Origin of the sequence: Bacillus cereus group sp. BfR-BA-01347 (assembly GCF_022663835.1) — a bacterium.
Lineage (GTDB): Bacteria > Bacillota > Bacilli > Bacillales > Bacillaceae_G > Bacillus_A > Bacillus_A thuringiensis_K.
This window is the reverse complement of the sequence record NZ_JAKUGG010000006.1, coordinates 203,079-221,792: the sequence shown is the minus strand read 5'-3', so window position 1 is coordinate 221,792 and position 18,714 is coordinate 203,079. Positions and strand designations below refer to the sequence as shown.

The following is an 18,714-nucleotide window of genomic DNA, read 5'->3' as shown; positions in this document are numbered from 1 at the left end:
TCAACTGATTTTCAAATTTTTTCTAAAATCCGCTATTACCTATTGTCTGCTGAAAATATTTTGAGAAACAACACTACTCAGTATTGCTTATTACAAGTACATTGTATGACTGAGTAGCGATGAATGTCAACTCGATTTTTATATTTTTTTCTAAAATCAACTATTACCTATTCGATACAGTCTGTTTTCTTTTTTAAAATTTCCCCATACCTATCCCACTAAGAAAAGAAAATACCCCAAAATAAAAATTCTACATTTTTGTTTTGGGGCGCTATACTATACCAAAGTTAATGAATATGGCTAGCTCTTCTTATTTAATAAGACAGATCATTTTTTGTTACGATAACATCATAGCCATATCTTCTGCTGCATTTGTAATTAGTTTTAAACCAAATGTTTCTTGTAATACATCAAGCACGCCAGCTGAAATAAATTCAGGAGCCTTTGGACCGATGCGAATATCTTGAATCCCAAGACTAAATAGCCCTAGTAAAATGGCAACCGCTTTTTGTTCAAACCATGATAGGACAATACTTACTGGCAATTCATTCACTTCACATTGAAAAGCATCAGCTAAAGCAGCCGCTATTTTCACTGTAGAAATTGAATTATTGCACTGTCCTAAATCAATGTAACGCGGAATTTCCGTACCAGGTACAACACCGTAATCCACATCATTAAAGCGGAATTTCCCGCAAGAAGTTGTTAAAATAACCGTTTCTGGCGGAAGTGACGTTGCTAATTCACGATAATATTCTCCGCCTTTTCCCGGTGCATCACAACCGGCGATAACAAAGAAACGCTTTATTTTCCCTTTTTTTACTGCGTCAATAATTTCTGGAGCTAATGATAATACTGTATTATGATGAAACCCTGTCACTAACTGTTCATCCGACTCCATATGTACTTCTGGAAGTTCTAGCGTTTTTTGAATTAACGTTGTAAAATCATCATTTTCAATTTTTTGTACACCTTCTAAACCTGCAATGTCATATGAAAAGAATCGATCAGAGTACGAGCCTTTAATTGGCATAACACAGTTCGTTGTAGCTAATATGGCACCAGTAAATTTTTCAAAAAGGCGTCTTTGATCATACCATGCCTTACCGATGTTTCCTTTTAAATGTTTATATTTTTTCAGCTGCGGGTATCCGTGTGCTGGTAGCATTTCAGAATGCGTATAAATATTAATGTCTTTTCCTTCTGTTTGCTTTAATAGTTCTTCTAATGCAAATAAATTATGGCCCGTAACTACAATTGCTTTACCTTCTACACGATTTTGTGTAATTTGTACAGGTTCTGGCACACCAAAATGATTCGTATGTGCCTCATCCAATAACTCCATCACCCGTAAAGCTGATTTCCCAACTTTCATAGCCATATCAATATGCTCTTGTTCGTTAAAATTAGAATTTGTTAATGTCATATATAAAGCTTCTTGTGTTGTAGCATCTACAAATGCATCCGTATACCCTAGCTGAGCAGCATGTGTGCGATAAGCTGCAATTCCTTTTAGCCCAAACACAATCGTATCTTGTAAACTCGCAATCGTTTCATTCTTACCACAAACACCCATGACTTTACATCCGCCTGTTGGCGTTTGTTCACATTGATAACAAAACATATCATCCCACCCTCTCCCAATCATTCATTACACCTTAAGCATAATACCCATTGAAAAAAAGTGATGTGATATCAATCACAATAATATATAAAGATTTGTGACAGTTCATATTGTTGACATAATATTTTTATTGACACTAAAAAATGTACATTAGTGTGCACACATCTTTCGATACTTTTAAATAGCTAAATAATTAATTTGGAGAAATATATACAACGAAAATTTTTTGAATCCTTATACAAATAGTTGCAATTCATCACATATGAAAATAGACATACAAAAACGCCATCCTTTTCTATCATTCAATAGAAAGAATAGCGTATTTTTTATTTTAAGAAACTATCATTTTTTATTAAAGCCTTTATTGTAAAGCTTTTTATTTACAATACATTTACACTATCTTAACATTACTTACATTATTTATATGATATATTTATATAGAAGCTACTTAAGAAATTTCATATACATTTTATCTTTATGATCTCTAATCTAATCAATAAAAAGATCATGTTATATTTTTATAACAGGGGTGAATTACGATGACTGAAACTTTAAAAACACTTATAATGCTTGATGCTACTTACGTTGTTATTGCAATTATGACAGTACTAGTATTTGTATACTTGGAATTAAAATCTCAGTAATATATGCTGACGTAATCGACAGATTCAGCATTTAAATATAGTTAGAAGAAAGAAAGGAGAAAATTATTTCTCCTTTCTTTTGTATTTCTACAATTTCTTATTTTAATAAATCCAATGTATGTAAAAGTAATCCCTTGTCTCCTACTTCTCCATGACCAGGTACTACCGAATTTATATTTCCATATCGCTTCAGCACATTCTCAATCGATGTAGACCATTCATTTACATACGCATCCGCAACATTTCCTAAATCTTTTGCTTCCGCAGATTTCACTAAACAGCCTCCAGCTAAAATTTTATATTGTGGCAACCAAACAACAATATTATCTTCTGTACGTCCTTTCCCTGGATGGAACGTTTCTACTTTTGTATTGCCAAACTTCAAACTCGTAATTGTTTGTAAATCTCCAAGCGGCTCTTCATATCCATTTTTCTTTGCTAATTCTGCAGTTAATGCTGTACTATGCGCTTTAATACCTCTTTCTTTCAACGTTTTTATTCCGCCAATTCGATCAGCGTGCGCATGTGTAATAATGAAATCCGTTACGCGCTTCTGAAATTTCTTTTCTACCATTTCTATTAGTTCCTTCGTTAATTTGTCATCCCAAGAAGAATCCACAAGTACTAACCCTTTAGAAGTATTAAGAACTAGACCGTTCGAAGGAACTGCTTCTCCATTAAAAGAACCTAACTCCGTATGAACCCATACATTGTTGTTTAACTGAGATATTGAAATAGTTCCTGTCTCATTTTTTATAGCTTTATGCTCTAGCTTTTGTTCCGCTTTCACAGAAGAAACTGTACTAACAAATTGAGTTACTCCTAGTAAACTAACATATACCCCTAATTTTAATAATGTATTTTTCATTTTCTCCACCCTTTCTTTCAAACGAAATAGTTATTACCTATATTAGACAATTCACCTTAACAGTTTGTTCCATCTTTTTTTGCATATTTTTCATACCATTAATAAAAAGCGCACAAATTTTGTACGCTTTAATTTTGTTAAATTATAACATTCATACTATAATTTATTTATAACCCTTTAACGGAGGTGTTTTCAATGACTCTCTTTGCTTCCCCCTCATTATTCATACTAGCAATTATTTCATTTGCACTAGCCTATTTCATCGGAGTTAAACAATACACTTGGCTCTTATCAGGATTCAATGAACGCCGTGTGCCAGATAAAGTTAGGTTATCAAAAATAGTTGGTCTTTATAATTTAACTGCTGGTATTATCGCCACAATTGGTAGTGTCTTCACTACTCCTAATGTCAAAATCTTATTTCCTATCATTATAATTGGCCACGTTATAATCGCTGCTTATGTAAATACACGCATGGTGCATTGAAAAAAGATCACCCAAATGGATGATCTTTTTTATAATTTATCAACATATTGCTTCGCTTCTAATAAGGAAAAACCAAAAGCCTCTCTTACTCTCTTAACTGCTGTAACTGTTTTTCCTTCTTCCATAAGCTGACGTAACTCTTTATTAATTTCAGGTTCTCTATCTACAATTCCCATTTCTTTCGAAATTAGCTGTAATCTATCTTCCATCCTCTTTAAACGTGCATCCGTTTTCTTTTCGATTCTATTTAATTTTTCAATGATATAAATAAACCCAAGGACCGCTATCGGTATGATCATCCAAAATTCCATGACTATCCCTCCTTATTAGCTTTCATTTGTTTTATTTCACTAACTTGTGTAAATTTTACCACTAAACACATTTAATGTATAATAGTAATATACAACACTGTTAATAAAACCTTTTATTTTAGGGGGACACATTATGAAAAGATTTTTTAAGACGTTACTACAATTTATAGTTCTTTCATTTGCACTACATTTATTATTTGATATCGTTGGCTGGCTTGTTTTCAATGCGCCAATTAAAAATAAACAAATGATTATTTCCTTACTAACAACCTCATGGCTTATGTACATGTACCGAGACAAATTTTTTAAAACATTCACTTCGAATTAACTAAAAAAACTTCATCGATAAAAGATAAAGTTTTTTCTTTTTCTCTCTATTTACTAATGTATAATAGAACTAACATTCTGTCTTTTTAAGAAAGGAGTCACTATGAACTTAAAAAGTAACAATATATACGAAAAAATGAACCAATATTCCGTTGCAGGTTTAAGCCTTGCTATTATACGTGATGGCAAACTAGACGAAACGATTGCCTTTGGAACGCTTGAATCTGGAACAACTAGAACTGTCACTACGAATTCTATATTCAACTCTTGTTCAATTAGTAAATTCATCACTACAATGCTCGTACTAACGTTATCAGATCAAGAAATCATACATTTAGATGAAGACATAAATGATAGACTCACATCTTGGAACATACCTACCAACCTATTTACCTCACAGAAAAAAGTCACCCTGCGAAATTTATTAAGTCACCAATCTGGAATTATTGATCCTCCTAATAGTTTTGGACATTATACATTTGCACAAGGGCGACCAAACATGTCTGAACTCCTTGCCGGTAAAACATCCTATTGCCCAGTACCGATAGAAATAACTTATAAACCAGAAAACGAATTTCACTACTCCGATGCAAACTTTTGTATTATTGAACTACTACTTGAAGATATTACAGGAAGATCATTTAGTCAGTTATTAGAAGAACACATCTTCCAGCCACTACAAATGAAAAATAGTACACTTTTCTCTCCAAAAGACATAGATAAAAGCGATGTTTTTGCTTGCGGACATAATAAAGATAGAACTGTAACAAATGAGAAGTATCCATTTTATCCATTCGCAGCTGCTTCAGGTATTTGGACAACACCAACTGACTTATCAGCTTTAGTTATTGAAATCATTCATTCCTTACAAGGAAAGGGTAAACTAAAACTTTCTCAAAAATTAGTAATAGACATGATTTCTCCTCAAGGTTGCTCAAAATGGACTGGATTAGGTGTTTTTCTAGATGATTCTAATGAAGAATTACAGGTTTATTCACTCGGATGGGGCGTTGGATTTCAATGTATGATGGTTTGTTATCCATACTGCTGGAATGGTGCTGTTATTATGACCAATTCCGATTTAGGTGTTCATCAAATGGAAGGGATCATTGGTGAAGTTGTAAAAACGTTACCCTTATAATGAAAATAAAGAAGCTGTTCCTTCCAGCTTCTTTATCTATATAACATTTTTCGCAACAATTTTTATATGTTCTGGTGCGATAATTTCCGTTATGCTTTCTTGGAAATCTTCCCGCAACATTTCTTCCAAATGTTCTAACTGCACTTCAACATGAGTGCATTCTAAATTATGTATATTTAACAGTGCATAATGATCTTTTTTCTTAATTACTAAATATTGATTTTCCTCTGTCACAAGTACAGAACCTAATCGGACTCCTAATAAGCGTTGATCATCAAACTTCATAATTACTTCTCCTTCCCTCATATAAACGAAACTACAATGAAAATAATTACATTTATGGAAAAACACGCTTATTTAGACTATATCATAATTTACTAAAATAGAAATATCTTTTTCTGTTTCAATAAAAATCCCTATTTTTTCATATATTTCGATACAAAAAACTTTCTCAACATGAAATTAGAATTTTCAGTTTTTAATTCTATGAAAATCTATTATAATAAATTTAATAAATGTTTGACCTCTCCTAATTCATGTACATATGGATGATCAGTAGTTATCACTACTGATCTATTTTTTTGATTTCAGAAAGCAAATATGCTGCATCCTTTCCTACACCACAAATAAGTGCGGAACCCCTTTGAGATTGCCACGGTAATCCGATATAATACAATCCTTTTACTGGACTGATTCCCCTTATATGATTAGGAAATCCTTTCTCATTCACTGCCTGTTCAATTTTAATCCAATTATAATTTTGAACAAAACCAGTTGACCATATAACGCTTTCTGCACTATAAATATCACCATTCTGAAACATAATGTTATTTCCTGATGCACTTACTGCTTTTTCTTGCAGTTTAATTGCTCCATTACGAATAAGTTTCTTACCTTCAAAACCGAAAATAGGGTCCTTTCTCTTCTGAAACCATCTTCCCCTCTTTGTATTTATTTCAGCGTACAATAAACCCACTTTTTCTAGCAGATTAAAAATACTTTTTCCGAAAAGTTGTAACGGTAAAAACGTTAAAGGATGACTAATAGACACCGTAACTTCATGCGTTTTTGCAAGTTCTACTGCTATTTGCATCCCTGAATTTCCGCCACCTACTACAAGTACCTTCCCCTGTGGAATTTGCGATGATGATCTATATTGTGATGAATGTATTTGAAAAATATGTGGTGAAAGATTTTCTGAAAACGAGGGAATAAATGGATGCTGAAAACCACCTGATGCGATAATAACTTTTTTCGTTTGTAAAATTTCTGTAGGAGTATGTAATTCAAATATTTCTTTTTCTTTCTTTATTTTTAGAACTTCCGTTTGTAATTGTACCGGTAATTGAAAATGTCTTGCATATTCTTCTAAATAAGTTGCAATTTCATCTTTATGTGGAAATTCATTCCTTGCTCCTTTTAATATCCTACCTGGTAAACTACTATATTCACTCGGTGTAAAGAGCCGCAAAGAATCATATCTATTTCTCCATGAATCACCAATTCGGTTTCCTGCCTCGAGTAATAAAAAATTATATCCTGCCTGCTTCAAGTAGTATCCTATTGTCAATCCCGCTTGACCAGCTCCAACAATGATTGCATCTAACATCTTTTCCCTCCTCCTTACAACAAATGAATATATGCTCATTTGTTCATGTATTTTATCATACGATTTATTTTTCAATAATTCAATCTGTTTAACAACATGAAAAAGAGCAGTTCACTACTTTATGAACTACTCTTCATTACATTTACCACGTAACTACACTACTTAACCCATGAATATTTGTATATGAATCCTTTCTACTCCGACAATTTTTCCTCATAAAATATAATTCTATTTAAAAACGGATCAATCACAGTTAATTCAATTGTACCCCAAGGTGTTTTTTCTATATTCGGCTTCGAATAAGCATATTCTCTACTTAATAATACAGAATGATAATCCTTTACATCATCTATTTTGATCCGAATCGCACCACCTGGTGAGGCATCACCATGATGTTCTGATAAATGTATCACAGTATCATCTAACGAAATTTGTATATATAATGGCATATTTTCCTCATACCGATGTTCCCAATCCAGTTTAAATCTTAAAAAACCTATGTAAAATAGTTTTGCTTTTTCAATATCAAAAATTCTAAATATAGGTGTAATCATTTATAACTTCATCTCCTATTTATAAACATCCGCAGCCAATTCCCTCAAAACATCCACATTCACTACTTCAAAGCAACCATTGTTTTTCTTTATAATCTCTTTATCACAAAAAATATTTAATGTACGTAATAGGTGCCGATAACTCGTTCCTAACAATTCAGCTGTTTCCGTTAAATTCCCACTAAACACAATTCGATTTCCGTGCTGCACCGCTCGTTCCCCTGCTGCTAACATGTAACTTGCAAGTCTATTTTCAAGTGGATATAGTAAATTAATTGTACTATTTTTTGAAAGTCGATTTAACTTATGTGCTAACGATCCACAAATACATCTTAAAAATTTCGCATCATGAAATAGCTGATTTCTCACTTTTCCTAAAGGTAAAGCAACACAATATGAATCTGCCATTACTTGTACGTTTGAAGCAGTCTTTTGAGAATGAATTAACTCAACATCTCCTAACAGCTGCAAACTATCATAGAAACATAGCAATACAGATTTCCCGTTACTTAATGTATTAAACGCTTTCGCTTTTCCTTCAACGAAGAAAAATAAATACTCTATTTCTTCATTCTCTCTACAAATAAACTCATTCTTTTTAAAAAATATAAGTTCCATATACGGCTTCATATCATGACTAAAAAATGAATCAATATTATTTTGCTTCATATACTCTGCTAGTTTAATAGAATTACATACTTTCTTCATAGTCCCCCACCTTTACAACTCATCCCCATTGTAATTAAAATTTTCTTCTTCCACTATGACATATGTCATAACAATACACAATTTCAGCATGATACAGTCATTACAAATATGAAAATTAAAGGGGATATTACATTGTATAACTTTCTTTCTGTCTTTATTGGTGTGCTCATCGCCGTTATGCTTCCACTGAATGGGATTTTATCTGAGTTAATTGGGAAGTATACAGCAAGCGTTGTCATTCACCTTGTCGGTTTAATTGCAGTTATCTTCATTTTAATCATAAACAAAAATAAAATTCATTTTGATAAAAGTATTCCGCTTTTTTTATATAGCGCTGGAGCGATTGGAGTATTCACTGTCCTTTTTAATAATATAAGTTTCTCCGTCCTTGGTGCTTCTATTACGATTGCATTAAGTTTACTCGGTCAATCTATCGCTTCCATCGTTATTGATCATTTCGGCTTATTAGGAATGAAAGTTGCAAAGTTTGAAAAGAAAAAACTAATTGGATTATGTTTCATCTCTTCCGGAATTATAATCATGACAATTTATTAATGGAGGCAAAAAAATGTTATATATTACGATCGCTATTTTAGCTGGTGTTTCTATCGTTGTTGCTAGAATTATAAACGCGAATTTAGCAGCAAAAATTGGAAATTGGGAAGGCACGTTTTTCAATTATATTACTGGATTATTTTTCTCTATGTTATTTTTAATTTTCAGTTCAGATTCATTGTATATTCCAATGCAGACGTTACAATCTATTCCCATCGCTGTGTACTTAGGCGGATTAGTAGGCGTTATCGTCATTTCACTATCGAACTATATCACTCCTAAAATATCAGCATTTTATTTAACATTACTCATCTTTATCGGACAATTATTTGCGGGGACTATCATTGATTTCATTTTGTCGCATGAACTCTCAATGGGCAAAGTTATCGGTGGCATTTTCGTACTAATTGGTCTCACTTACAATTTACTCGTAGATCGCCCTGTAAAAACTGTGAAGCATAACCAAGTTCAACTATAATACTTTGCGCCTCCCTATCATATATTAATAGAAAAGCTCTTCATACGAAGTAATAGAGAGGAGAATATTCTATTAAGAAAATCATTTTACTGCTCGGTAGCGTATTAATTATTTCTGGAATTGTATGGTTTGTAAACTCGGGAAAATCTATTCAAGATCTGTATACTGCAAATAAGCCGAAAAAGAAAGCTACTATTATTTCAAGCTCGCGAGATCCAAATGAGCCTCCTGTTTTTTTAGGAAAACAGGAAATAAAAGATATACATGTCGAATCAATTAAAACAAAAAAGAATATCTTTCTCACAAAAACAGATGAATTAAAAACGTTTATTAACAGTATGAATACCGCAAAAAAAGGCAAATTAACATTAGATGAAGAAGGATCAGACTTAATAGATTGTGATATGTGGATTACTTTCGAAGATGGAACTTATAAAAAATATTTCATATGGGTAGTTGATCATCACAGCAGCGAAGTGATGATTGCTCAGCAAGATACTCCTGATGATGTAAACCTTACGTACTATCAGTTAAACGAAGATAGTTCAAAAAAAGTTTATAATTTATTTAAAAAAATTATTTAAACGAAAAAGTCATGAGCACGCGAACTCATGACTTTTTGCACTATATATACTCCGGGAACACTCTACAACCCTTTTCCTGCTCTATATCATGACCAAAGAAAACAATTGGTTTCTCTTTCGCCACAACTCCTTTTAAACGTTTAATTGAAGATAAAGCTAATTCTGGATCAAATCCTGCGAACGGCACTTCATCTTCAAAATTCTCTTTCGTGTACGATGCATCAATCGTTAATAAAACTGAACCGGATTGCTCCGTCTCAATGAATAGCGACTGATGGCCTGGAGAATGACCTGGCGTATACAATAATTGAACACCTGGTACCACTTCATAATCCCCTTCAATAATTTTGTAGTTCAAATGCGGTAATATACATTCTTTCATATATTCTTCTCTATGAAGTGCTGCCTCATATTCCGTTCGCTGCACAATAATCGGTGTATTTGTAAAAGCACCGTTTCCTCCTGCATGATCAAAATGTAAGTGAGAGCTAATAATATATAAAAGGTCGTTTGGCTCATACCCTAAACGCTTTAATATATTCACGATTCTATCTTCTTCAGTCATTTTCGGTAAAATCTGTCCTTCAACAAATGTACCGTTAAAAAGCCCTTCATTATTAACTGCACTTTCTGGCATACCTGTGTCTACTAAAATAGGACCTTCTTCCGTCTCTAGAAGATAACACCACACCGGCAAGTTTAATAGTTTCCCCGGTGTTAACGCACTGTTAACAGACGAATGATCCAACATGCAACGACCTGCTGAGATGAAATAAAGTTTCTTTACTGTCATTATGTATCCACCTTTACATTTAGTTTTGGATAAAGTAATACAGTAAAAAATTCTTCTTTTTAGAAATAAACTCCTTCTAGACTATCAGTACAGCTTACATAAAAAAGAGGGTATTTTTTTACATAGCAGTATTTCACCATCTATAATATAGAGGTAAATGATTCTTACTTTAATGGAGGGATTACAAATGAAAGCAATTGGTTTACATGAATACTTACCTATTGAAGAAGAAAACAGTTTAATTAATCTGGAAATTGAAAAACCTGTTGCCACAGGAAGAGATATACTCGTGAAAATTAACGCTATTTCCGTTAACCCAGTTGATACAAAGGTCCGCTCTCCGAAAGATAAAAAAGAAGATGCACCAAAAATACTTGGCTGGGATGCTAGTGGTGTTGTTGTACAAACTGGCGAAAGTTGTACATTATTTAAAGAAGGAGACGAAGTATTTTACGCTGGAAGCATTACGAGACAAGGTACATATAGTGAATATCATTTAGTTGATGAAAGAATTGTCGGTAAGAAACCAAAAACGTTACATGATGCTGAATCCGCCGCAATTCCTTTAACAGCGATTACAGCATGGGAAGGTTTATTTGAACGTTTAGGCATTGATCATACTAAAAAAGATACGAACTCATTTAAAAACATTTTAATTATCGGCGGAGCTGGTGGTGTCGGTTCAATCGCAATTCAACTTGCGAAATGGGCTGGACTAAATGTAATCGCAACTGCTTCCCGCGGCGAAACGATAGACTGGGTTAAAAAGCTTGGAGCTGACCATACAATTGACCATCATACCCCTTTAAAAGAGCAATTACAAAGCCTTGGATTCAGCGATGTAGATTATATTTTCTGCTTAAACAATACAGATCAACATTGGCAAGCAATATGTGACCTTATTAAACCACAAGGCAAAATTTGCTCTATCGTAGAAAATGAACACCCTCTTGAAATGGGTATTTTAAAAAGTAAAAGTGCTACACTCGTTTGGGAGTTTATGTTTACAAAAGCGATGTATGAAACTGGCGATATGATTACGCAGCACGAACTATTAAATAAAGTAAGCGAACTACTAGATGAAGGCATTTTAAAGACTACTTTAAATGAAACATTAACACCGATTAACGCTGAAAACTTAAAGAAAGCACATGCACTACTTGAAAGCGGGCACACCATAGGGAAAATCGTATTAGAGAAATTTTAATCATGATAGTGACAGATAGTATGTGAAATTATATTAACGATTTTTCGAATATATCTATCATAACGTACAATATATCAACGATTTTTCAAATATATCTATCACAAATCAAATTATATCAACAATTCGACAAGGTGTACCGATTTATCGACAAATAACAACAATAAGAAAAGGCTGTTCCAGATGAACAGCCCCCTTCTTTATTTACTTGAAATCTCTTTATTATTTTGAACGTCTAACGGAGCTCGCTTCCCTATTCCGAAAGCATAGAAACTAATTGTAACGATAGCTAAGAAAATAATACCTACAACTAGTGAAATACGAGTATCATCGTTAAACCACATTCCGATTAATACCATAATTAAAAAGGCAATTGTTAAATAGTTTGTAACAGGAGCAAACGGCATTTTGAACGGATGATCTTTCATCTCTGCTCCCTTTTCTTTCCTAAAACGAATTTGACTAATTAAAATGACGAACCATGGTACCATACCAGGAAGTACACTTGCGCTGTATACATATACGAATAAATTTTTCGGCGCGATATAACTTAATACAACACCAACCGCCAAACCAATAATTACACCAACTGTACCGAATAAAGGTACACCATTTCCAGAAAGTTTCGTGAAGTATTTCGGTGCTTGTCCATTTACCCCTAACGTATAAAGCATACGTCCAGCACTATAAATACCACTATTACAACCAGACATTGCCGCTGTAATTACAACGAAGTTAATAAGTCCAGCTGCTGCCGTAATACCAACTTTCGCAAAAGTTGCTACGAACGGACTACCAATTGTACTTAATTGATCCCACGGATACACAGTTACAATAACGAAAATAGCACCGATGTAGAAAATTAAAATACGCCAAATTGTACTTTGAATTGCTTTTGTAAGTGTCTTCTTCGGATTTTTCGCTTCACCAGCAGTAATCCCGATTAATTCCACACCTTGATATGCTCCAACTACAAGTGATAATGCAAAGAAGAATCCTGAAAAACCACCTGTAAAGAAACCGCCATTTGACCAAAGATTAGATATGCCAATCGCTTCTCCGCCGTTACCAATCCCGAAGAAAATAAGGCCAAATCCCGCAATAATCATTAACAGAATCGTAACGATTTTAATCATCGCAAACCAAAATTCGAATTCACCAAATGACTTAACTGAAATTAAGTTGGCTGCACCAAGAATAACCATTGCAATTATACCTGGTATCCAAGCTGGTAAATCTGGGAACCAATATTGCATATACGCTCCAACCGCGATAATTTCTGACATCCCAACGATAACCCACTGGAACCAGTTACTCCACGCTGTCATATAACCAGCTAGTGGATGAATATACTTATGACCGAATGTCGCAAATGAGCCTGTACTTGGCTCCATATACAACATTTCTCCCATGGCACGCATGATGAAGAAGATGAAAATACCTGCAATTGCATAAGCAAGCATTACTGACGGACCTGTCCATTTAATCGTGCTGGCTGAACCCATAAACAAACCAACACCAATTGTTCCGCCTAAAGCAATCATTTGAATATGACGTGCTTCTAAACCTCTTTTCAATTCTTTGTTTGCCACTTCACTTCCCCCTCTTAGATGATTCATAGTCGTCGCATTTTAAAACAAGATGCTTTCCCCTAATTCCCTTTGGCCCTGAAAATGATGAAGCAAACGTCATTTTACACTAGCTTTAAAGCTATCCTAAAATCGTTTTGCGCTCCTAATAAAATTCTCAAAACCTTTCATCTTCCAATATTCTATAAATCTTAAAATTACTTACCTTATATTAATTCATTAATCTGAAAAATTCAATTATTTTTTCAATAAATTATTATACATAAGTCTGATTAATTTTTAACTAAATTAACAATAAAATACATCTATTCAATATGATTCCGGCATGTATATTATTACAATATAAATAACCGAGGAGAACATTTTTTCCTTAGTTTCATATCTTAAATACTTCAGCCTTTATTGTTAATAACGTAATTTCCCACACATTCAATTTATATACCAATGAGAAATTTAATATATTAATAAACTACTAACTTCTTTACCCCAGCCAAATTTTGAGGCAGAAACCTTTCTGCCTCAAAACAACGGAATAAAATATAAAAGAATCTCATTAAAAAATGAGACTCTTTTATGATTTCATATTTAAATCGATTTCGAAGTTTGCTTACCAAAGATAAACACCCTAGTAAACACTGCCATTATAACTACAATAACCAGAAAATAAAGTGGCATCACCATTAATGAGCCTGTATGCAGCTGACTCATTCCCCAAATTGTCATCGTTACAATTACATAGTACCCTAAGCTAAACAATGCACCTGCTGTACCAATGACATCTTGAAAATCTACTAACGCTAAACTTAAACAGTTAGGTAACGCTATGCCAATTCCTAATAGCAATATAAACATCGCTATTAAAAATACAACCATATATATTACATTCGGATTTGATCCAACAAACGTAATAACAGATAAAAGGATAGCTCCCCCTGTCATTACAAGACAACCGATATATATAATTTTCTCTGGTTTATAAGTAGCAAGTAAACGCTTTGAAACTTTCGCTCCAACAATAGAAGCAGACGCAACAACAATTCCTAAAAACCCATACGTACTAGGTAATAACTGAAAGTATTCAATAAAGATAAACGGTGCTTCTGCATAATAGCTAAATAAAACACCATTTGCTCCTCCAATTAACAGCCCATATGTTATCACTTTCGGATTTGTAATTAACCTCTTCAAGACTGAAAATACATTTATTTTATTCGTTACTGAGCCCGTTTTTGTTTCAGGAAGAGAAACAAACGTATACAGAAAAATACCGATACTCATAACTACTAAACTTAAAAATACTATTTTAAATCCAAACATTTGATCAAGAAAGCCACCAATTAACGGTCCTATCGCTGGTGTAAAAGCAATGACTGCCGAGATTTGAGCAAACATAACATGCCTCTTATGCCCTTCTACACTTTCACGAAGAATCGTTTGCGTCACAACTGATCCTGCACTTGCTCCAAACGCTTGAATAAAACGACTTACCAATAAAACTTCAATGGAATTTGCAATAAAGCATAAGAAACTCCCAGCGCCATATACGACAATTCCAAATAACATTGCCCGGCGACGGCCAATTATATCTGATAGCCATCCAATAAAAAATACACCTAAAGCAAATCCAGCAAAATACACACTAAGCGTTAACTGCACCTCATTATTACTTACATGTAACGCCTTTGAAATGTCCGGTAAAGACGGTGTGTAAATCGTTTCACTAATTTGCGGAAATGCGACAAGAATAATCATTAACAAAAGTGATGGTACTGAGACTTTTTTCATTTTTCATACCCTCCTATAACTTTGAAAATCTCAGAAATAAAAAGACTTTCCTTAGCTACGGAACAGGAGGGGCCATTATAGAAATCCGGTCATAAAACAACAAAGAAAACACCTCAATTACGTATGTTAATACTTATAGGAGGGTAATATTAACATCGATTTTTAAATATACTTTTTCAATTATATTACATATTACTTTTATTTTTCTAGTATTAACGTTCAAATGTGCTTTTTATATTAGTGAACAACTTGATACAAACACCTTATTATGGAATAATTAGAAATAGTTTGAATCTATAAACCTAATTATAAAATGATATACTCATATATTCCTAATGTCATAAAGCTGAACAAGTAGGAGGACTTTCGTAATGATTGAAATTTTAAGGACAGTAGTAAACTTTCTAATTTCTCTATTCTCAGGAGAATTACCATTTGTATATTATGTATGGATTATTACCCTATTCCTAATTCAAATAACCCAATCTACTCTAAACTATAAACTCTTTAACAAGAAAGACAATTTCAGCACTTATATATTGGAAGGATTACTTGCTTTTATTATTTTATTGTTTGGAGGAATATTAGTATCTAAGTTACTTGCTTACATAATAGACGATCCTACTATTAATATGACGAATTTAACACATTATTTTGTTTCTCTTATCATATTAACTATATTTGTCGTAATAACCTGTGTTAAAGACTTTATAGAGACATCTATAAAGAATAAAAATATATCTCTTTTTAGCTTTTTAGTAATTTCCTTCATAACAAGTATACTTTCATTCAAGTTTTTATCACCTTTAATTGAAGGTTCTTTTTCTCTTTCTAAATCTTTTATCACCACTTTAATCATTCTTGTAACTATATCAATCCCTCTATTAATTTCCTTAGAGGATAAGTATGCAGACGAAAAGGAAACGGAAAATTTATAGTTTCTCATTTACATAAAAGAAAGAGGGAGCTCCCCTCTTTCTTTTAAATCATCCCTTTTAATATCAATCCTAAAACTGACATTATTATCGCGCTAATAATAATTCGCAAAATCCAAGTAGTGTTTGTACTTATTTTTTCTAATTGCTTATTGATTGTTGCTATGTCTTTCTCATTAATAGTGGTACGCGTTTCTAAATTTCGAATGTCTCTCATAATTTCTTTTTGCTCCGCCTTGAGACTGTCAATTTTAGCGTAAACATCTTCCATATATTCACACCCTCTGTTCATCTTTATAGAAAAATCTATATATATTATGAGACAACCCTCTTACCTGTGAATACATTCCGTATATCAGCGTACCAAATTATTTGTACAATCTAATTGAATCACTCACATGTTTCCATTCTTCTATTTATGAATTAGCGTTAAGATACATTAAAATTAGAAAAGGAATCCCCTGTTTATTTAACAACAAACAAGGTGCAATCCAACATTCGGGAGCACCTACGATAATTTCTATTGTTTTCATATTTACAACTTAATATAATCAGTATGATTTTCTGAAGAATCCACTTTTTGAACTGCTTAAAATATACTAATATGAATACGAAATAGCTGTATTGATAAACTCTCTAGAACAATAAATATACTGGCTGAAACGGATCTGTATCCAATATTTTTTCCAGTAACATGAATGGTTATTTCTGATAAATGCGTTTGTACATCATTGTTTTCAAAAATTTCATTCTCAACCTTTACAATATCTGCTTCACAATCTACTTCTTTAAAAGTTTTCAATAATTTTGTTTCCAATAAACTACAATCAAAGCTCTCATCTTTTATTACGGCAAATTTAACCTTCATATCGATTTCCCCATTTTTAACAAACTAAAATCATTAAATCAATATAAATATATATTATTCTATTAAATAATTCAAAATATACGCTTCTTACATACATTATTAACAATCAGTTCTAAAGAATTAAATACAAAAAGAAATTAAATAGTAGGCGTTCCACTAATCTTTAGTATAATTCGTCTCTTAATTATTTTGCTCATTGCGCTTTTTTTATGTTCCTCCCTATTTCAACTGAACTTTGTGTAATAATGCATATCCCAAATACCTTATTTCCTTTCACTCATACTTTTATCATTGAGTTTTTATTCACAAATTCGTAACACATATATATGAGTTATCATGCTAAAATTAGTTTATTCACAAGAAGAAGTTATTCTTAATAAATCAATAATTTTTAATACCCTGTTTAAAGCCTTGCCCCCCTGCAAGGCTTTCTCCTATTTAACTAGCGTAGTAGTTATCTCTCCCCTTTGTTCCTTACCCTACAAATAATACTGAATATTTATTTTAATTTTTCAGCATCCACACTCACTCTGTTCGAAGGCTCTTTACCAAATATTCAATCTAATGATAAAATTGACCAAATTAATAATTTCATGCATCACTGTATCAATAAGTACAATAAAGTGAAACTTTAATCAATCGTGCTTTTACAGGTAGCCTGCCCCCACCTAACGTCTTTGCTTCCGCTGAATTTTGAGGTGCGGGTCTTACTGCCCGGCAAATAGCGGGATAAAGACACAAATAGTACTCTCACGATTAAGTAAACGCGAGCTTTTTCTTCTATAAACTTACTATTTAAGGTTAATAGTTTAGTAACAAGATTTAAAAATTCGACTTAAATTCATTGATGAATGGAGAGGTTTATATGAAATTAAAAGACAAAGTAGCAATCATAACTGGTGGTGCAAGTGGAATTGGCAAATCTACTGTTTGTCTTTTTATCGAAGAAGGTGCAAAAGTAGTTATTGCTGACTTTTCTGAACGTGGAAAAGAACTATCAGATGAATTGAATGCACATGGATATACTACGTTATTTATTAAAACTGATGTAACAAAAGAGGCAGATATTAAACAGCTAATTCATGAGACAGTAAGTACATACGGTAAATTAGATATTATGTATGCCAATGCCGGCGTTGCTGATGATGCACCGGCAAACGAATTATCCTATGAAAAATGGAAAAGAACTATTGATATTAATTTGTCTGGGGTATTCCTTTCTGATAAATATTCGATTGAACAATTTCTTAAACAAGGTACAGGTGGTGTCATCGTTAACGCTGGTTCGATTCATAGTTTTGTTTCATTACCTACCCCAACAGCATACTCCTCTGCAAAAGGTGGTGTGAAACTATTAACTCAAAATTTATGTACTGCCTACGCTAAATATGGAATACGTATTAATGCGGTGTGCCCTGGTTATATTGACACCCCTTTACTAGGTAGTGTTAATCCTCAACAGAAAGAATATTTAGCTTCACTTCATCCGCAAGGCAGACTTGGAACACCAGAAGAAGTCGCTAAAGCTGTCTTATTTTTAGCAAGTGATGATGCTAGTTTTGTTAACGGTACAACACTTCTTGTTGATGGAGGCTATACTGCACGTTAATTTAAAAATTTTGAAGCACCCTAAAAAATATATAGTCTTCAA

Annotated in this window: 21 protein-coding genes; 9 read left to right on the top strand and 12 right to left on the bottom strand. The window is 32.9% G+C overall.

Annotation, left to right across the window (positions count from 1 at the left end; all coding sequences use genetic code 11):
• Nucleotides 1-337 precede the first annotated feature (337 nt).
• Both hcp and bla2 read right to left on the bottom strand, forming a co-directional pair.
• Nucleotides 338-1,624, bottom strand: coding sequence for a hydroxylamine reductase (gene hcp / locus MR143_RS12625; RefSeq protein WP_002082429.1), 1,287 nt, complete (start codon nucleotides 1,622-1,624; stop codon nucleotides 338-340).
• Nucleotides 1,625-2,365: 741 nt separating this feature from the next.
• Nucleotides 2,366-3,136 carry a BcII family subclass B1 metallo-beta-lactamase gene (bla2, locus tag MR143_RS12620; protein ID WP_199717902.1) on the bottom strand — a complete coding sequence of 257 codons (771 nt, stop codon included), beginning with the start codon at nucleotides 3,134-3,136 and terminating at the stop codon, nucleotides 2,366-2,368.
• 195 nt (nucleotides 3,137-3,331) lie between these two features.
• Here bla2 and MR143_RS12615 point away from each other — a divergent pair, with 195 nt between their 5' ends.
• Nucleotides 3,332-3,622 (top strand): DUF3784 domain-containing protein, encoded by a 291-nt coding sequence (locus MR143_RS12615; protein ID WP_048525556.1) that lies wholly within the window; start codon nucleotides 3,332-3,334, stop codon nucleotides 3,620-3,622.
• 29 nt (nucleotides 3,623-3,651) lie between these two features.
• On the opposite strand, the gene MR143_RS12610 is transcribed toward MR143_RS12615, so the two are convergent.
• Complete coding sequence (locus tag MR143_RS12610) at nucleotides 3,652-3,933, bottom strand: hypothetical protein (protein ID WP_086409462.1); 282 nt, start codon at nucleotides 3,931-3,933, stop codon at nucleotides 3,652-3,654.
• A gap of 133 nt (nucleotides 3,934-4,066) precedes the next feature.
• Between MR143_RS12610 and MR143_RS12605 the strand changes: the two genes are divergently transcribed.
• Nucleotides 4,067-4,261, top strand: coding sequence for a hypothetical protein (locus MR143_RS12605; RefSeq protein WP_196478567.1), 195 nt, complete (start codon nucleotides 4,067-4,069; stop codon nucleotides 4,259-4,261).
• Between the two features lie 102 nt (nucleotides 4,262-4,363).
• Complete coding sequence (locus MR143_RS12600) at nucleotides 4,364-5,401, top strand: serine hydrolase domain-containing protein (protein ID WP_086409460.1); 1,038 nt, start codon at nucleotides 4,364-4,366, stop codon at nucleotides 5,399-5,401.
• 36 nt (nucleotides 5,402-5,437) lie between these two features.
• Here the strand turns inward: MR143_RS12600 and MR143_RS12595 are convergent, their stop codons facing one another.
• The 4 genes from MR143_RS12595 to yeiL form a co-directional block, all read right to left on the bottom strand.
• Nucleotides 5,438-5,686: a hypothetical protein gene (locus MR143_RS12595; RefSeq protein WP_000666948.1), complete on the bottom strand. Its 249-nt coding sequence runs from the start codon at nucleotides 5,684-5,686 to the stop codon at nucleotides 5,438-5,440.
• Nucleotides 5,687-5,966: 280 nt separating this feature from the next.
• Nucleotides 5,967-7,010, bottom strand: coding sequence for a flavin-containing monooxygenase (locus tag MR143_RS12590; protein ID WP_000882896.1), 1,044 nt, complete (start codon nucleotides 7,008-7,010; stop codon nucleotides 5,967-5,969).
• A 194-nt stretch (nucleotides 7,011-7,204) separates the two neighbouring features.
• Nucleotides 7,205-7,564, bottom strand: a complete 360-nt coding sequence (locus MR143_RS12585; RefSeq protein ID WP_000632393.1) for a glyoxalase superfamily protein — start codon at nucleotides 7,562-7,564, stop codon at nucleotides 7,205-7,207.
• A gap of 15 nt (nucleotides 7,565-7,579) precedes the next feature.
• A complete protein-coding gene (gene yeiL / locus MR143_RS12580) occupies nucleotides 7,580-8,272 on the bottom strand; it encodes a transcriptional regulator YeiL (RefSeq protein WP_000754841.1) in 693 nt (230 codons plus the stop codon).
• A gap of 108 nt (nucleotides 8,273-8,380) precedes the next feature.
• On the opposite strand from yeiL, the gene MR143_RS12575 reads away from it, so the two are divergent.
• From MR143_RS12575 to MR143_RS12565, 3 genes are all read left to right on the top strand, one after another.
• A complete protein-coding gene (locus MR143_RS12575) occupies nucleotides 8,381-8,827 on the top strand; it encodes a DMT family transporter (RefSeq protein WP_002181299.1) in 447 nt (148 codons plus the stop codon).
• A gap of 13 nt (nucleotides 8,828-8,840) precedes the next feature.
• Nucleotides 8,841-9,305: a DMT family transporter gene (locus MR143_RS12570; protein ID WP_000965803.1), complete on the top strand. Its 465-nt coding sequence runs from the start codon at nucleotides 8,841-8,843 to the stop codon at nucleotides 9,303-9,305.
• Between the two features lie 89 nt (nucleotides 9,306-9,394).
• Nucleotides 9,395-9,889, top strand: coding sequence for a YhfM domain-containing protein (locus MR143_RS12565; protein ID WP_033690086.1), 495 nt, complete (start codon nucleotides 9,395-9,397; stop codon nucleotides 9,887-9,889).
• 40 nt (nucleotides 9,890-9,929) lie between these two features.
• Here MR143_RS12565 and aiiA read toward each other — a convergent pair whose 3' ends face one another.
• On the bottom strand, nucleotides 9,930-10,682 hold the full coding sequence (gene aiiA, locus MR143_RS12560) for a quorum-quenching N-acyl homoserine lactonase AiiA (protein WP_000216601.1): 753 nt from the start codon (nucleotides 10,680-10,682) through the stop codon (nucleotides 9,930-9,932).
• Between the two features lie 187 nt (nucleotides 10,683-10,869).
• On the opposite strand from aiiA, the gene MR143_RS12555 reads away from it, so the two are divergent.
• Nucleotides 10,870-11,889 (top strand): zinc-binding alcohol dehydrogenase family protein, encoded by a 1,020-nt coding sequence (locus tag MR143_RS12555; protein ID WP_000643785.1) that lies wholly within the window; start codon nucleotides 10,870-10,872, stop codon nucleotides 11,887-11,889.
• A 197-nt stretch (nucleotides 11,890-12,086) separates the two neighbouring features.
• Here MR143_RS12555 and MR143_RS12550 read toward each other — a convergent pair whose 3' ends face one another.
• Both MR143_RS12550 and MR143_RS12545 read right to left on the bottom strand, forming a co-directional pair.
• On the bottom strand, nucleotides 12,087-13,478 hold the full coding sequence (locus MR143_RS12550) for an amino acid permease (RefSeq protein WP_001284406.1): 1,392 nt from the start codon (nucleotides 13,476-13,478) through the stop codon (nucleotides 12,087-12,089).
• Between the two features lie 582 nt (nucleotides 13,479-14,060).
• Nucleotides 14,061-15,260, bottom strand: coding sequence for a multidrug effflux MFS transporter (locus MR143_RS12545; protein WP_000757995.1), 1,200 nt, complete (start codon nucleotides 15,258-15,260; stop codon nucleotides 14,061-14,063).
• 371 nt (nucleotides 15,261-15,631) lie between these two features.
• Between MR143_RS12545 and MR143_RS12540 the strand changes: the two genes are divergently transcribed.
• The gene (locus MR143_RS12540; RefSeq protein ID WP_000570039.1) at nucleotides 15,632-16,198 is read left to right on the top strand and encodes a DUF5823 family protein; all 567 of its coding nucleotides are present in this window, start codon (nucleotides 15,632-15,634) and stop codon (nucleotides 16,196-16,198) included.
• 43 nt (nucleotides 16,199-16,241) lie between these two features.
• Here MR143_RS12540 and MR143_RS12535 read toward each other — a convergent pair whose 3' ends face one another.
• Nucleotides 16,242-16,466, bottom strand: coding sequence for a hemolysin XhlA family protein (locus MR143_RS12535; protein ID WP_000390462.1), 225 nt, complete (start codon nucleotides 16,464-16,466; stop codon nucleotides 16,242-16,244).
• A gap of 318 nt (nucleotides 16,467-16,784) precedes the next feature.
• Entirely contained in the window at nucleotides 16,785-17,063 is a 279-nt protein-coding gene (locus MR143_RS12530; protein WP_000865020.1) for a hypothetical protein, read from the bottom strand.
• Nucleotides 17,064-17,928: 865 nt separating this feature from the next.
• On the opposite strand from MR143_RS12530, the gene MR143_RS12525 reads away from it, so the two are divergent.
• The gene (locus MR143_RS12525) at nucleotides 17,929-18,672 is read left to right on the top strand and encodes an SDR family NAD(P)-dependent oxidoreductase (protein WP_000768027.1); all 744 of its coding nucleotides are present in this window, start codon (nucleotides 17,929-17,931) and stop codon (nucleotides 18,670-18,672) included.
• Nucleotides 18,673-18,714 lie beyond the last annotated feature (42 nt).